Annotated in this window: 13 protein-coding genes and 1 other RNA gene; 8 read left to right on the top strand and 6 right to left on the bottom strand. The window is 30.1% G+C overall.

Going from position 1 to position 16,716, the window contains the following annotated elements; all coding sequences use genetic code 11:
- Nucleotides 1-69: 69 nt before the first annotated feature.
- An RNA gene (gene ffs / locus LACAL_RS15265) (signal recognition particle sRNA small type) lies at nt 70-168 on the bottom strand.
- Between the two features lie 87 nt (nt 169-255).
- On the opposite strand from ffs, the gene LACAL_RS14610 reads away from it, so the two are divergent.
- The 3 genes from LACAL_RS14610 (at nt 256) to LACAL_RS14620 (ending at nt 3,312) form a co-directional block, all read left to right on the top strand.
- The gene (locus LACAL_RS14610; RefSeq protein WP_013871536.1) at nt 256-1,284 is read left to right on the top strand and encodes a glutaminyl-peptide cyclotransferase; all 1,029 of its coding nucleotides are present in this window, start codon (nt 256-258) and stop codon (nt 1,282-1,284) included.
- A gap of 1 nt (nt 1,285) precedes the next feature.
- Nucleotides 1,286-1,675: a thioesterase family protein gene (locus tag LACAL_RS14615; protein ID WP_013871537.1), complete on the top strand. Its 390-nt coding sequence runs from the start codon at nt 1,286-1,288 to the stop codon at nt 1,673-1,675.
- Between the two features lie 68 nt (nt 1,676-1,743).
- On the top strand, nt 1,744-3,312 hold the full coding sequence (locus LACAL_RS14620) for a hypothetical protein (RefSeq protein WP_013871538.1): 1,569 nt from the start codon (nt 1,744-1,746) through the stop codon (nt 3,310-3,312).
- A gap of 72 nt (nt 3,313-3,384) precedes the next feature.
- Here the strand turns inward: LACAL_RS14620 and glyA are convergent, their stop codons facing one another.
- Nucleotides 3,385-4,659 (bottom strand): serine hydroxymethyltransferase, encoded by a 1,275-nt coding sequence (gene glyA, locus LACAL_RS14625; protein ID WP_013871539.1) that lies wholly within the window; start codon nt 4,657-4,659, stop codon nt 3,385-3,387.
- A gap of 222 nt (nt 4,660-4,881) precedes the next feature.
- Between glyA and fahA the strand changes: the two genes are divergently transcribed.
- Both fahA and LACAL_RS14635 read left to right on the top strand, forming a co-directional pair.
- Entirely contained in the window at nt 4,882-6,168 is a 1,287-nt protein-coding gene (gene fahA / locus LACAL_RS14630; RefSeq protein WP_013871540.1) for a fumarylacetoacetase, read from the top strand.
- Nucleotides 6,169-6,287: 119 nt separating this feature from the next.
- The gene (locus LACAL_RS14635; protein ID WP_013871541.1) at nt 6,288-7,469 is read left to right on the top strand and encodes a hypothetical protein; all 1,182 of its coding nucleotides are present in this window, start codon (nt 6,288-6,290) and stop codon (nt 7,467-7,469) included.
- Nucleotides 7,470-7,526: 57 nt separating this feature from the next.
- On the opposite strand, the gene ytxJ is transcribed toward LACAL_RS14635, so the two are convergent.
- The 3 genes from ytxJ to LACAL_RS15135 form a co-directional block, all read right to left on the bottom strand.
- Entirely contained in the window at nt 7,527-7,913 is a 387-nt protein-coding gene (gene ytxJ / locus LACAL_RS14640) for a bacillithiol system redox-active protein YtxJ (RefSeq protein ID WP_013871542.1), read from the bottom strand.
- A gap of 73 nt (nt 7,914-7,986) precedes the next feature.
- On the bottom strand, nt 7,987-8,403 hold the full coding sequence (locus LACAL_RS14645) for a response regulator (RefSeq protein ID WP_013871543.1): 417 nt from the start codon (nt 8,401-8,403) through the stop codon (nt 7,987-7,989).
- Nucleotides 8,404-8,405: 2 nt separating this feature from the next.
- The gene (locus tag LACAL_RS15135) at nt 8,406-11,336 is read right to left on the bottom strand and encodes a PAS domain-containing sensor histidine kinase (protein WP_013871544.1); all 2,931 of its coding nucleotides are present in this window, start codon (nt 11,334-11,336) and stop codon (nt 8,406-8,408) included.
- A gap of 253 nt (nt 11,337-11,589) precedes the next feature.
- Between LACAL_RS15135 and clpB the strand changes: the two genes are divergently transcribed.
- From clpB to LACAL_RS14665, 3 genes are all read left to right on the top strand, one after another.
- Entirely contained in the window at nt 11,590-14,196 is a 2,607-nt protein-coding gene (gene clpB / locus LACAL_RS14655; RefSeq protein WP_013871545.1) for an ATP-dependent chaperone ClpB, read from the top strand.
- Between the two features lie 203 nt (nt 14,197-14,399).
- A complete protein-coding gene (locus LACAL_RS14660; protein ID WP_013871546.1) occupies nt 14,400-14,804 on the top strand; it encodes a hypothetical protein in 405 nt (134 codons plus the stop codon).
- The gene (locus tag LACAL_RS14665) at nt 14,791-15,183 is read left to right on the top strand and encodes a hypothetical protein (protein WP_013871547.1); all 393 of its coding nucleotides are present in this window, start codon (nt 14,791-14,793) and stop codon (nt 15,181-15,183) included. The genes LACAL_RS14660 and LACAL_RS14665 overlap by 14 nt, the downstream gene beginning before the upstream one ends.
- 14 nt (nt 15,184-15,197) lie before the next feature.
- Here the strand turns inward: LACAL_RS14665 and mqo are convergent, their stop codons facing one another.
- Entirely contained in the window at nt 15,198-16,685 is a 1,488-nt protein-coding gene (mqo, locus tag LACAL_RS14670) for a malate dehydrogenase (quinone) (protein WP_013871548.1), read from the bottom strand.
- Nucleotides 16,686-16,716 lie beyond the last annotated feature (31 nt).

Here is a 16,716-nt window from a genome sequence, read left to right on the forward strand (position 1 = left end):
GAAAAGAATACAATAAACAAAAAAATCCTGATTCGCAAAAGCTTTCAAGATTTGAGTTTAGTGTACAAAAAAAGGCAAGCTACCTACATCACACCGCTACGACCGCTTACCTTTGCTTCGTTCCCGACCTGGAGGATTCAACAGGAGCTGGTTGTGTAGGACTTGCCGCGGCAAATATACAATGTTTTAATTTTATCACAATGATTTTTTATACTGAATTTTAATAAATATCTTGCTTAAAATTAATTACTAAAAATGAAACTACATAATTACCTTACAATCATAATTTTAGCAATAACTCTTATTAGTTGCGGTGATTCTAAACAAGAAAAAAACTTTAACATCACAACAAATGCAACAAATAATACAATAGCATTAAATGAAACACTAGAATTATCTATTGCTAACCCTAAAAATATTGAAATAGAATCTATTACCTATGAAATAGGTGGTAAAACAGTAGATAAATCTGTACTTTTAAGCGATTTTAAATTAGGATCTCAAACTATTACTGCCACTATTAATTTTGATGGAGAAACAGAAATTGCTACCAGAAACATCGCTATTGTAAATAATGCATCTCCAAAAGTTTATAGTTACGAGATTGTAAACACCTATCCTCATGATATTACATCTTATACTCAAGGATTAGAATTTTTTAACGGCGAATTATATGAAAGTACAGGACAAAAAGGAGAGAGTAAATTACGTAAAGTAAACTATAAAACTGGAGAAGTACTTAAAAACATAAATCTTGCAGATCAATATTTTGGTGAAGGTTTAACCATATTAAATAATAAAATATACCAATTAACCTGGTTAAGCGGCAAAGGCTTTGTATACAATCTTGATACTTTTAAACGCTCTAGTACTTTTAAATTTGGAGAAAGTAAAGAAGGTTGGGGAATTTGTAATGATGGTAAAATGCTTTATAAAAGTGATGGAACCGAAAAAATTTGGCTGTTAAATCCTGAAAATCTTGTTGAAGAAAATAATATTCAAGTCTATACCAATAAAGGAAAAATTGGTAAACTTAACGAACTTGAATGGATTAACGGAAAAATTTACGCCAACATATACCAACGAAATGGTGTTGCGATTATAAACCCAAAAAATGGTGCAACTGAAGCTGTAATAGATTTTTCTCCTTTAAAAAAAGAAGTAAAACAACATAAAGGTTTAGATGTACTTAATGGTATTGCTTACAACCCAGAAACACAAACCATATTTGTTACAGGAAAACGTTGGGATAAGTTATTTGAAGTGAGAATTATTGAAAAATAACATGCAGGTTTATAGCGAAACAATAGTAGTTACAGAAAATGATATAGATGAATTACAGCACGTTAATAATGTACGCTATGTACAATGGGTTAATGATATTGCAAAAGCACATTGGCATAAAAACGCTTCTACTTCTATTTTAAAAAACTATTTTTGGGTACTACTATCACATACTATAGACTATAAAGCATCTGCAGTTTTAAATGAAACACTTTTAATTAAAACGTATGTTACAGAAGCTAAAGGTGTAAAATCAACTAGAATTATAGAAATTTTTAACAAAAAGAGCAATACTTTATTAGCAAAATCTACAACCAATTGGTGTTTTATGAGTACGTCTTCAAAAAAACCAACACGTATAACTCAAGAAATTGCAGATTTATTTACTTAATAAAAGAATATTAATACTAAAATAGTTTTTCAAAAGTTATATTTTAGTCCCTTAAAGTTAATTATCTCATGGCTATAAAACGCATAACATATTTTATTTTTTGTATCGCACTTTTAATTCTATCTAACGCTTGTCGTAAAGATTTTGACTTTGCTCCTAGTACTGGTAATTTAGAGTTTTCTAAAGATACTGTTTACCTTGATACTATTTTTGCCAATATAGGCTCAAGTACTTATAACCTTAAAGTTTACAACCGTAGTGATGATGATATTAGCATTCCAACTGTAAAGCTTAATAGAGGTGAAAACTCTGGTTTCAGGCTAAATGTAGATGGTGTTGCTGGTAAATCTTTTAATAATGTAGAAATTCAAGCAAAAGACAGTTTATTTATATTTATTGAAACTACTTTTAATACAGACAACCCAAATAACGATCCGTTTTTTAATAACGAAATTTTATATACAGACAAAATTGAATTTGATACAGGAAGCAATTACCAAGATGTAGAATTAGTAACTTTAGTTAAAGACGCTGTTTTTATATTTCCAGAACGTGATGATGCAACCGGTATTATAGAAACACTAACTTTTGATGTTAATGGAGAACAATTTGAAACCGAAATTCAAGGTCGAGAACTTATGCCTGACGAATTAACGTTTACAAACGAAAAACCATATGTAATTTACGGTTACGCTGCCGTACCAAACGGAGAAACCTTAACAGTTAATGCTGGAGCGAGAATTCATTTTCATGCAGATTCTGGTTTAATAGTTTCAGAAAATGCGACACTAAATGTAAATGGAGCATTAAGTACAGATCCAGATTTATTAGAAAACGAAGTCATTTTTGAAAGTGATCGTTTAGAGCCAAATTTTGAAAACGTACCTGGACAATGGGGAACCATTTGGCTTTTTGAAAACAGTATAAATAATACTATTAATTACGCTACTATTAAAAACGGAACTGTTGGTTTATTAGTTGATGCAAATCCAGATGCTGTTAATGATAAATTGACAATAACAAATTCGCAATTATACAACTTTGGTAATTATGGTATTTTAGCCATAAATACATCTATAACTGCAGAAAATCTTGTGGTTAATAACTCAGGTCAATCTTCTGTTGCTTTAACTTTTGGAGGAAAATATAATTTTACACATAGTACAATTGCTAATTATTGGAATAATAGTTTTAGGCAATTTCCTGCCTTATTAATTAATAACTTTTTAGAAACGGAAGATGCAGTTACTATAACCAATTTAACCGAAGCTAATTTTAACAACTGTATTATATATGGTAATGATAATCCTGAATTTATATTAGATGAAATTGAAGACGATTCAGTTATATTCAATTTTAAATTCACCAATAGCTTACTGCGTTTTAGTGATAACTTAAATGAATTTACTGGAGATAATTACAATTTTGAAAACACCGTGAATTACGAGAATAATATATTTAATCAAGAACCAGACTTTAAAAACACAAGCCTAAATAAATTAATTATTGGAGACAATTCTAATGCCAATGGTATTGGTGCTTCATCTTTTGCTTCACAAGTACCAAATGATATATTAGGAGTTAACAGAACAAGTGCTCCAGATGCTGGTGCATACCAACATACTGTTTTCGAATAAAAAATTAAAACATCTTATAAAAAAAGCCTGCAAATTGCAGGCTTTTTTTATGTAAATAATATAATAATAAAACTATGCAGAGAATAACGGTAAATCGCTCATCATTGCATTTACTCTAACAGCAATAGCATCTAATTTATCTTCATCTTCATAATTAGTAATAACCTCATCAATTAAATCTACAATAGTAGCCATTTCACTTTCTCTTAAACCACGAGTTGTAATTGCAGCTGTACCTACTCTAATTCCAGATGTTACAAATGGTGATTTATCATCAAAAGGCACCATGTTTTTATTAACTGTAATATCTGCTTTTACAAGTGCTTGTTCTGCATCTTTACCTGTAATGTTTTTATTTCTTAAATCAATAAGCATCATGTGGTTATCTGTACCACCAGAAATAATATTATAATCTTTAGCAACAAAAGCTTCAGCCATAGCTTTAGCATTTCGTTTTACTTGTAACATATAATGCATAAACTCATCTGTTAAAGCTTCTCCAAAAGCAATTGCTTTTGCTGCAATAATATGTTCTAATGGTCCACCTTGATTTCCTGGAAATACACCAGAATCTAATAACGATGACATTTTACGTAAATTTCCATTTTTAAGTTTTATACCAAATGGGTTTTCAAAATCTTTGCCCATTAAAATCATACCACCACGAGGTCCACGTAATGTTTTATGAGTTGTAGTGGTAACAATATGACAATGTGGAATAGGATCGTTTAAAATACCTTTTGCTATTAAACCGGCTGGGTGAGAAACATCGGCTAATAAAATAGCATCAACGCTATCTGCAATTTTACGAAAACGTTCAAAATCTATATCACGAGAATAAGCAGAAGCTCCAGCAATTATTAATTGTGGTTTTTCACGCTTTGCTATTTCTTCAATTTTATCATAATTTAAAACACCAGTTTCTTTATCTACACCATAAAAAACTGGGTTATATAATTTACCAGAAAAGTTTACTGGCGATCCATGAGTTAAATGTCCACCGTGAGATAAATCGAAACCTAAAATTTTATCTCCTATTTTTAAACAGGCATGGTAAACTGCTGTATTTGCCTGGCTACCAGAGTGTGGTTGTACGTTTGCATATTCTGCTCCAAATAATGCTTTTGCACGATCTATTGCTATTTGCTCTACCTCATCTACTACTTCACATCCACCATAATAACGTTTTCCTGGGTAACCTTCGGCATATTTATTGGTTAAAACAGAACCTGCAGCTTCCATAACTTGGTCACTTACAAAGTTTTCTGAGGCGATTAATTCTAAGCCATGTAACTGGCGTTCTTTTTCAGCTTGAATTAACTCAAATATTTGTTCATCACGTTGCATAAATATGTCTTTTTTTAGATTGCCGCTAAAATACTAAAAAGGATGCTTTTTTTTGCTTAAAAACAGTAGATTCTAATAGATTGTTATTATCTTTTACATTATGTTTATAACTCAATATATTTCATGGAATTTTAAGCATTTTTTAATAGCAAAAGTATTTCAAACTAAAAAAAATTATGTAGGTTTGAATAGATTTAAAAACAAAAAACACAAGATATAGTTATGCCAATTACTGCTAACAATCCAGATAGAAAATCGTGGCTACACGTTGATAAAAATTCAGATTTTCCAATTCAAAATATTCCTTTTGGAGTCTTTTTAACCAGAGACGATATTATTACTATTGGAACTCGTATTGGCGATACAGCCATAGATTTAGGTGCTTTACACCAACTAGGTTATTTTGAAGGTATCCCATTAACTGATGATATTTTTCTTCAAGATACATTAAATGATTTTATAGCAGATGGCCGTAAAACCTGGCGTTTAGTAAGAAATCGTATTGCAGAGATTTTTGATGCAGAAAATGATGAGTTAAAAGACAATAAAAAAAATAAAGAAACTGTATTATTTCGTTTAGATGAAATTGAAATGCAATTACCAGTTCAAATTGGTGATTACACAGATTTTTACTCGAGTATAGAACATGCTACTAATGTAGGTACTATGTTTAGAGATCCAGATAATGCTTTATTACCAAACTGGTTACATATTCCTGTTGGATATCATGGTAGAAGTTCATCTATTATTCCTTCTGGAATTCCTGTACATAGACCACAAGGTCAAACTTTACCAGCTGGTGAAACAGAACCTGTTTATGGTCCAAGTAAATTAGTAGATTTCGAATTAGAAATGGCATTTATAACCACAGATGCTAACGATTTAGGTGAGCCTATTCCTATTGAAGAGGCCGAAGAGTATATTTTTGGTTTAGTATTATTTAACGATTGGAGTGCAAGAGATATTCAAAAATGGGAATACGTACCGTTAGGTCCATTTTTAGCAAAAAGCTTTGCTTCTTCTATTTCTCCATGGATTGTAACTTTAGATGCCTTAGAGCCTTACAGAGTTGCAGGACCAAAACCATTAAAAAAACAATTATCTTATTTACAGCAAAAAGGTAAAAAGAGTTTTGATATTAACTTAGAAGTTGCAATACAACCAGAAAAAGCCAAAGAAACAGTTGTAAGCCGTTCTAACTTTAAACATATGTATTGGAGTATGGCACAACAATTAACACACCATACTGTAAATGGTTGCCCGTTAAACTCTGGAGACATGATGGGAAGTGGTACTATTTCTGGACCAACACCAGATTCTTATGGCTCTATGTTAGAGTTATCATGGCGTGGTGAAAAACCGTTAAAAATGGCAGATGGCACAGAACGTAAATTTATTAATGATAACGATACAGTTATTATGCGTGGCTTTTGTGAGAAAGATGGTACACGAATTGGGTTTGGAGAAGTATCAACCAAATTATTACCAATATATAAAGCAAAAAAATAGTTTTTTAAAAATAACAAACTTTTAAAAAGCCTTGAAACCTATAGCGTTTTAAGGCTTTTTTGCGTTTGGCATGGCATTTGATTTTATACTTATAGTATAAACCCGTAAAACGTAAGAAGATGAAAAAAATTACACTATTTTTAGTAGGTCTTCTAATACTAACATCTTGTGTTGGAAGAAAGCAAATTGAAAAACAACTAAACTCTGGAAATTATGACCAGGCAATTAGTAATGCGCTTAAAAAATTAGAACATAACAAAGATAAAAAACGAAAGCAGGATTTTATTGTTATGTTACAAGATGCTTTTTACAAAGTGGTTACCGAAAACCATAACTCTATTTCTCATTTAAAAAAAGATGGAAATCCAGAGCAGTTTGAGACTATTTATAATTTGTATTTAGACCTTGAAGATAGACAACGTGCTATTAAAGCTGTAATGCCACTGTATATTGATGGTAAACTAGTAGAGTTAAAATTTAATGACTATAGTAATGCTATAGTTAACTATAAACAAAAGCTTTCTAATTATAAATACAACGAAGCTTTAACCTTGTTAAACACTAATGATAAGCTTAAAAACAGGATAGCTTACCAATTGTTTAATGAAGTTGAAACTATAAATCCTAATTATAAAGATACAAGACAACTTATAGAGGTTGCAAAACACCAAGGTACAGACTATGTTATTGTTGGTATTGTTAATAATACAAACCAGTTAATACCTAATCGTTTACAAAACGAATTACTAAATTTTGATACGTATGGTTTAAATGATTTTTGGACTGTATATCATGTAAGTCCAGCAAATAACATAGATTATAAATACGAAATGCTATTACAGTTACAACGTATAAATATTTCTCCTGAGCGTATTACAGAAACACAGCTACTAAGAAAAAAGAATATTGTTGATGGTTGGGAATACGTTTTAGACACTAACGGAAATGTTGTAAAAGACAGCCTTGGTAATGATATAAAGCAGGATAAAATAATAACTGCTAAAGCTAGATTTTTTGAATATAATCAATTAAAATCTACACAAATTATAGCTAGAGTTGTATATAATAATTTAAAGCAAAATCAAGTAATAAGAAGTTTCCCTATTAATAGCGAATTTATTTTCGATAATATATATGCCAATGTAAAAGGAGACGAAAGAGCCTTAACAGCAGAAGACATAAATTTACTTAAAAACAGAAGATTAAGATTTCCAAGTAACGAACAAATGGTTTATGACACTGGCGAAGACCTTAAACTTCAACTAAAAAGTATTATACGTAGATATAATTTTAGAAGTTAAATAAAAAAACTCCCAAATAACAGCATCGTTATTTGGGAGTTTTAAGCTTTATATATTTTAAATAAACTTTTCTAATTCTAATTCATTAATTGCACCATGACTTGCATGAGCTACTACTACTCCATTTTTTATAATAAGTAATTGTGGAGATTGATGCATGACCTGAAACTTATAGCCAACTTCGTTTGAGGTTTCCCTATAGTTTAATAAATCTAAATAATATAAATCTACATTTAAATCTAAATTATATGCATCTATAAATTGGTTCATTACCATGCGGCTAATACCACAACGTGTAGAATGCTTAAATATAATTTGTGTTTTAGATTTCGATTTTTCTGCTATAGTTTCCAGTTGGGAAATAGCTGTTAAAGGAATCCATGGTAATACCTTTTCTTCTTTTGGTTGTGATGAGTCACCAAATATTTTATTAAAAATTCCCATATAATTTTTTAGTTTTTAAAATGAAAAAAATATGCCGTTAAGCATATTTTAAATATTATTTTTTTGCAAAAAATTAAATTTTTCCTTCTTGGCGAAGACTACTAATTATTGCTTTTAATTCACCACGTTTAATTGGCTTAATAATATAGTCGGAAATTTCACTAATACCTTTCGCTTTTTGCAAATCCATAGGATCTACAGATGATGACACCATATAAATTGTAATTTTCTTACCTACTCTTGGTTTAATTTTAATGTATTCTTCCATAAACTGGAAGCCATCCATAACAGGCATATTTATATCTAATAAAATAACATCTGGTAATGCTTTTGGTTGATCTATATTATCAAGTAAAAAAGAAAATGCTTCTTCTCCATCTGAAAAGACTTCAATTTTTTTATTAAAATCTATAGATTCTAAAATTTTTACAACGGTAAACTTGTAAATTTCATCATCATCAACAATGCAAATGTTTAAAGAGTTACTCATGGTTATTTATTAAATTTAATGATAAATTTAGAGCCTTTATCTACAACGCTATCAATAGTAATTTCTCCACCCAAAGATTCTATTTGTAACTTGGTCATGAATAAACCAACTCCTTTAGCATCTGGACGCCTATGAAAAACTTTGTTTAAACCAAATAATTTATGCTTGTGTCTGGCTAAATTTATGCCTAACCCATTGTCTTCAATTTCAAAAACTATGGTACCGTCTACTTTTTTGGTGCTTAAATGTATTTTTGGGGCTCTATCTTTTGATTTATACTTTATGGCATTCTCTACTAAATTAAGAAAAATACTTTCAAAATAAATTTTATTGTAATTTATTTTATTTATTTCAGTAAAATCACTAGTAATTTCTGCCTTGGTATCAGTTATTTGAGCTGTAAGTAGCTCTTTAGTTTTATTAAGTGTAACATCAAAATAAACAGTTTCTATACTTACTTTTTCTTTTTTCACTTTTAAAGCATCAACCAATGTGTTTAATGTATCTGTTAAATGAGATATTACTGTTTTAAATTTATCAAAAACTTCTTCTTTTTCTTTTTCATCCTGAGATAAATAATACATATCTATTAGCGAATTTAAATTACTAACTGGAGCTCTTAAATTATGCGATGTTATGTGTGCAAAATCTGCTAATTGTATGTTTTTTGTTTTTAGCTTTTTTGCTAATAGTTCTAAATGCTCTTTAGAATTACGTATGTTTTGTTCTACTTGTTTTTGTTTAGAAATATCTCTAATGGCAGACGATACTAACAAGCCTTCATCTGTTTCTAACGGACTTAAACTTACTTGAACCGGAAATTCTTTACCACTTTTATTTAAACCTATTAGCTCTCTATTCTCGCCCATTGCAATAGATTTTGGATCTGCAAAATAAGCATCTCTATATACTTTGAATTTTTCTATTATACGTTCTGGCAATAAGGTTTCAATTCGCTCTCCTTTTAATTCTGCTGCAGTATAACCAAATAAACTTTCGGCTTGCTTATTTATTAAATGAACCCGCTTTTTATTGTTTAGAATAATCATTGCATCTGGTGCAGATTCTAAAAGACCTCTAAACTTAATTTCGGCTAATCTTTGTTTAGTTATATCTTGACATGTTCCAATTATTTCAATAATTTCACCATTCTCATCTGTAAAAACTTTAGCGAGTACTTGTACTGTTTTTACAACACCTTTTCCTGAAATTATTCTGTGTACTAATCCCTTATCATATTTTTTATTTTCAAAAACTGCATCCATGTGAGATTTTACTTTTTTCAAATCTTCTGGATGTGTTAAACCTAAAATGGTTTTTGATGTAATTTCAACCGAATCTTCATCTAAATCCATTATTAAATATAAATTTGATGACCAGTCTATAGTATCGTCTTTTATATTCCATTGCCAGTGACCTATTGAAGAAATTTCCTCGGCAAAATTTAATAATTCGTTTTTGCGCAATAAGGCTTGTTCTGTGTTTTTTATGTGTGTAATATCTTGAAAAACACCAAAAAGCCTAACACATTTTCCTTCAACAATTTCTGCTTGACCAATATCTCTTATCCAAATAACCTCATCTTCTCCAGTAACAACTTCTAACTCCAAATCAAAAGGCTCTCCTTTGTTTACTAATTTATGAAATGCACTTATAATTTTTACTCTACTTAAACCTTCTTTATAAAGGTGTAAACTATTTTTGCTTAAAACTTTATAGTCTTTAGGAACTTTTAAAATTTCTTTAGAAATGTCACTAAAGGTTAACAAATCTGTTTCTAAATCTAACTCCCAAGTACCAATACGTGCCACGCTACTGGTTCTTTTTAAAATTTCTTCTATACGTTGTTTTGCTAAGGCTTGTTCTTTTATTTTAGTTATATCACCGGTATGCATTAATAAACCTCCTATTGTATTATCTTCTAAATACCAAGGTCTAACATCCCAAAAAATCCATTGTATTGTACCATCGTCTCTAACAAATGGCGCTTCGTCACAGGTATCAATAAAACCATTTAAGCATTTTTGATGTTGTGCTTTCCAGTCGTCTCCAATTTCTGGAAAAACCTCATAATGAGATTTCCCTATAATATCTTGACCTTCTTTTTTGTAGTCTTTTTTCCATTTTTCTGAAACAGCAATATATTTCATATCATTATCCAACATAGCTATTGATGGTGCTGCTTGTTCTATAAAAATTCTATTATAACGTTCTTTACTCTCTATATCCTCTTTTAACTGTTCTAATTCTATTAAATTTTTCCTTATTTCTTCTTTAGATTGCTCTAAAGCTTTATTGCTAGCCTGTAATGATTCGTTTTTTGATATTAAGGATTTTACTGTCGGCACTAAAAGGTAAAAAAAACCAAGCGCTAATAAGAGTAAAGTAATTGTAATTAGTTTATAAAAACTATTTTGTAGTTTTTCTATATTTTGTTCTGCTATTACTTGATACTCCAATACAATAGCATCCATTGTATTTAAAAACCTATCTTCAACTACAATTAGTGATTTAATTTCGTTTTTTAAACTAGCCGTATCTGTATTATTTATTATAGTATTACTTGAGCTTACAATTTTATTTATTTCTATTTCCGCTACAGCGAATAAAGAATCTAAATTACTATATTTTGTAGCTTTATAATTCTTTTTAAGGTAATCATGAGAGGCTTTAAACTCATTTAAAAGTGCTTTAACTAGAGAGTCATTTTTCTTTACATCTAAAAAACTTAAATCATTATTATATGCTAAAACTTGCTTTACTATATTTTGACTTATCATGCGTTGCTTTCCAGATTTATTAATCTTAAAGGCATCATCTTGTTGTACTGCAACATGTCTTTCTACAACAAAAAATAGAAAAGAAAACAATAAAATTGTAGCTGAAGAGAATAAAATGTAACGGTGTTTAATTTTCTTTTTTAGGGTATCCATTAAATATTATAAATAGAAATGTAATTGATTTAGCAATAGATTTATAAATATAATAATTAATACTATTACTTAACTATAGTTCGTTTAAAAACCAAACTAAAACCTTTGCAACCTACTCATTAGCAAGACAAAAAGTCACTTTAAATAGAGTTAAACAAGTCATTTTGTCTTGTTTTTTAGGTGTTTTTATTGTGGTAAGGTAATTGACTATAAACAAGAAAATTAAAGAAATTAATAATTAAAACACATATAGATGAATTTTAATAATTATACAATAAAATCCCAGGAAGCTATCCAGCAAGCACAACAGCTTGTTCAAAGCTTAGGACACCAACAAATAGAAAACGAACATATATTTAAAGCTATTTTTGAAGTAGATGAAAACGTATTACCATTTATTTTAAAAAAGATGAATATTAACGTTCCCATGCTAAAACAAATTCTAGACAAGCAATTAGAAAGTTTCCCTAAAGTTAGCGGTGGCGAATTAGCGCTTTCAAGAGAGACTTCAAAAACACTTAATGAAGCTTCTATAATTGCGAAAAGCATGAATGATGAGTTTGTATCTATAGAACATTTAATATTAGCTATTTTTAAATCTAAAAGTAAAATTGCTCAAGTCTTAAAAGATCAAGGCGTTACCGAAAAAACTATAAAAGCAACAATAAATGAACTTAGACAAGGCGACCGTGTAACATCACAAAGTCAGGAAGATACTTACAACTCACTAAATAAGTTTGCTAAAAACTTAAACCAATTAGCTAAAGACGGAAAATTAGATCCTGTTATTGGGCGTGATGAAGAAATTAGAAGAATACTTCAAATTTTATCTAGACGAACAAAAAACAATCCAATACTTGTTGGTGAACCAGGCACTGGTAAAACAGCAATTGCCGAAGGTTTAGCACATAGAATTGTTGATGGAGATGTACCAGAAAACTTAGTAGATAAGCAAATATACGCACTAGACATGGGCGCTCTTATTGCTGGTGCAAAATTTAAAGGTGAGTTTGAAGAACGCCTTAAAGCTGTAATAAAAGAGGTTACTAACAGCGAAGGCGATATTGTTTTATTTATAGACGAAATTCACACGCTTGTTGGTGCTGGTGGCGGACAAGGCGCAATGGATGCTGCTAATATTTTAAAACCTGCTTTAGCACGAGGAGAACTTAGGTCTATTGGTGCAACTACTTTAGATGAATATCAAAAATATTTTGAAAAAGATAAAGCATTAGAGCGTCGTTTTCAAAAAGTAATGGTTGACGAGCCAGATACAGAAAGTGCTATTTCAATTTTACGAGGCATTAAGGAAAAATACGAAACACACCATAAAGTTCGTATTAAAGACGAAGCTATAATTGGAGCTGTAGAATTATCTACAAGATACATCACCAATCGTTTTTTACCAGATAAAGCTATTGACTTAATGGATGAAGCTGCATCAAAATTACGTATGGAAATAAACTCTAAACCAGAAGAGTTAGATGTCTTAGATCGTAAAATAATGCAATTAGAGATTGAAATTGAAGCAATAAAACGTGAAAAAGACGAAGTAAAATTAAAATCTTTACGTAGTGATTTAGCTAATTTAAAAGAAGAACGCAATGAAATTAACGCCAAATGGAAAAGCGAAAAAGAAGTTGTAGACACAATCCAGAACACAAAACAGGATATTGAAAACTTTAAAATTGAAGCAGAAAAGGCTGAGCGAGAAGGTAATTATGGTAAAGTAGCAGAGCTTCGTTATGGTAAAATAAAAGAAGCACAAGAAGCACTTGAAAAATTACAAACCGAATTAAAATCACAAGCAGAAACATCTTTAATTAAAGAAGAAGTTACTTACGATGATATTGCAGAAGTTGTAGCAAAATGGACAGGTATTCCGGTTACCAAAATGTTACAGAGTGAACGCGAAAAACTTTTAAAATTAGAAGATCAATTACATAAACGCGTTGTTGGCCAAGAAGAAGCTATAGTTGCCGTAAGTGATGCAGTACGCCGCTCTAGAGCAGGTTTACAAAACCCGCAAAAACCAATAGGAACCTTTTTATTTTTAGGAACTACTGGTGTTGGTAAAACAGAACTTGCAAAAGCATTAGCAGAGTATTTGTTTGATGATGAAAGCGCAATGACAAGAATAGACATGAGTGAATATCAAGAACGCCACGCTGTAAGTCGTTTAGTTGGTGCACCTCCAGGATATGTAGGTTACGATGAAGGTGGACAATTAACAGAAGCGGTTAGAAGAAAACCTTACTCGGTAGTACTTTTAGATGAGATTGAAAAAGCACACCCAGATACTTTTAATATCTTATTACAGGTTTTAGATGAAGGTCACTTAACAGATAATAAAGGTCGTACTGCAGATTTTAAAAACACCATAATTATAATGACCTCTAATATGGGAAGTCAAATAATTCAAGAGCGTTTTGAGGCTACTAAAGATATTGAAACTGCTATGGAAACAGCAAAAGTAGATGTCTTAGGTTTATTAAAACAAACAGTAAGACCAGAGTTTTTAAACCGTATAGATGATACTATTTTATTTACACCTTTAACAAAAGAAAATATTACAGAAATTGTAAGCTTACAATTAAAAAGTGTAAATAAAATGATTGCGCAACAAGGCATTACTTTTGACGCTACTCCAGAAGCTATAGATTATTTAGCAAATAAAGGTTATGAGCCAGAATTTGGAGCTAGACCTGTAAAACGAGTAATTCAAAAAGAAGTATTAAATGCTTTAAGTAAAGAAATTTTATCTGGTAAAGTCACTACAGATAGTGTAATTTTATTAGATGCTTTCGATAAAGAATTAGTATTTAGAAATCAAAGTGATTTGGTTACTCAAGACTTATAAAAACATTATATATTTTTAAGATTAATCACAAAAGAATGTTAATTATAAAAACGCATAAAATAAACTAAATTTAAGTGCGTTGTGATGGTAATGGTTAGTTAGTTAGTTTGAAAAAGCGACACAAAACGTTAAGTTGAGTGTCGCTTTTTTATTTATTTTTTTTATCTTTAGTAAACTAACCTATTACAATTAATAGCATAATTATGGGCATGTTCCACTATTACGATTTAAATGATACAGAAGCTTTTGTTTTTGATGATTATTTAATTAGCCAAATGCATGAAGGAGAATGTCTAGATCATGACCATACAGTAATACTTCGCGAAATAATAAAAATTCATTTTGAAAATAAAAGTCTTGTTTACATCTCTAACAGAGTAAAATCTTACACAGTAGATCCTTTAGTTTACAAAGAAGTTGAAAAAATGAAAAATTTATTAGCTATTATTATAGTCACTAATAATCAAACTTTTTTTAAAGAAGCTAAAGAAGAATTAAAATATTTTAATAAGCCTTCTTTAGTTTGTAATAATTTGACAGACGCTATAATTTGGGCCAGTAAACTTGTTAAAGATTCAAAAAAAGAAAAAGCTAATGGGAATGTTTAAATATTACAATCAACCACATGCCGAAATATTTATTTTTGACGACTTTTTAATAAAACAAGTAAAAGAAGGCCAACTCATTTCGTATGAAGAAACCGAAAAACTAAAGGAGCTTTTAGATAAACATTTTAAAAATAAAAAAGTTGCTTACATCGCTAATAGAGTACACTCCTTTTCAATTAACCCAATGGTTTATAAAGAAGCAGAAAAAATACCAAACCTTATTGCTGTTGCCATAATTCCTGGTAGTGAAAGCATGAGAGCTAACGCAGAGTTTGAAAAAAAATTCTATAGCAAACCTTATGGTATTTTCGACTCTTTAACAGATGCTGTTAAATGGGTTAAAGGTATTTTAGACAAAGAAAACAGCAACAATAAATAAATAAGTAATTTAACCTACAATTCTAAAGCTTTTTGTGAATGTTCAACTGTTTTCTTAAATAATTCTGCAGTCACTTCTGCTTTCCAAATTGGAACAATTTCATCTAACTTTTGCTTACCTACTTTAGAGTTTACAATTTCTGGAAATGCAGTTTCAAAAACTTCTAACATTACATAAGTTGCTGTAGAAGCTCCTGGTGAAGCACCTAACAAGCAGGTTATACTACCATCTTTACTTTTTACCACTTCGGTACCAAATTGTAATTTACCACCTTCATATTCATCTTTTTTTATAATTTGAACACGTTGTCCTGCGACCAAAAGTTCCCAATCTTCACTTTTTGCATCTTTAACAAAAGTTCTTAAATCATTCATTCTATCTTCATGAGACATTGAAACTTGCTCAATTAAATATTTAGTTAATGGTAAATTATCCCAAAATGCACCAAGCATAGGTTTTATATTATCTAGCTTAATAGATTTAAACAAATCTAAATTAGAACCTTCTTTTAAAAATTTTGGGCTAAAGCCAGCAAATGGTCCAAATAATAATTCTCGTTTTCCATTAATAAAACGCGTGTCTAAATGCGGTGTAGACATTGGTGGATCATTAGGTCCTGCTTTACTATACACCTTACCCAAGTGTTGCTTGATAATAGCTTCGTTTTTACAAACCAGCCATTCGCCACTTACAGGAAAACCTCCATAACCATCTTTTTCTTTAATTTCTACTTTTTGTAATAATAATAAACTGCCGCCACCAGCACCAATAAATACATGCTTTGCATCTAAATATTGCTTTCTTTTTGTTTTAGTGTTTTTTACAACTACAGACCACTCTATGTCTTTATCTGGGTCTATATCTAAAACCTCTTCGTTACAATGTACCGGAGTATTAAACTCTTTTTCAAGTATATAAAATAGTTTTTTAGTTAAAGCACCAAAATTCATTTCTGCACCGCGCTCAATACGTGTTGCAGCCATAATTTCATTTTCACTCCTACTTGCTGTTATTAAAGGAAACCAAGTTTTCATTTTACTTAAAGCTGTGGTAAACTCCATGCCTTCAAACATAAAATGATTTTTTAAAGCATTAAATCTTTTTTCTAAAAATGCTACATTTTCTTCTCCTGTAACCCAACTATGATGTGGTACTGGATTAATAAAATCTTTAGGATTATTAATTAATTTATTATTAACTAAATAACTCCAAAACTGTTTAGATAATTCAAATTGAGTACAAATATTATAAGCCTTAGAACAATCTACACTATCGCCTTTTTGCGGTGTATAGTTTAATTCACATAAGGCAGAATGTCCTGTTCCTGCATTATTCCAGGCAGCAGTACTTTCTTGTGCAACACCATCTAATCTTTCAAGAATTAAAATATTTAGTTCTGGCTTTACCAGTTTTACCAAAAGCGCTAAAGTGGCACTCATAATTCCTGCTCCTACACAAATTAAATCGTAATCTGTATTGACATCTATATTTTTAGTACTCATTTCGTTAATTTTAGCCTAAATATAAAACAAT

It is taken from the genome of Lacinutrix sp. 5H-3-7-4 (assembly GCF_000211855.2).
Taxonomy (GTDB): Bacteria; Bacteroidota; Bacteroidia; order Flavobacteriales; family Flavobacteriaceae; genus Lacinutrix.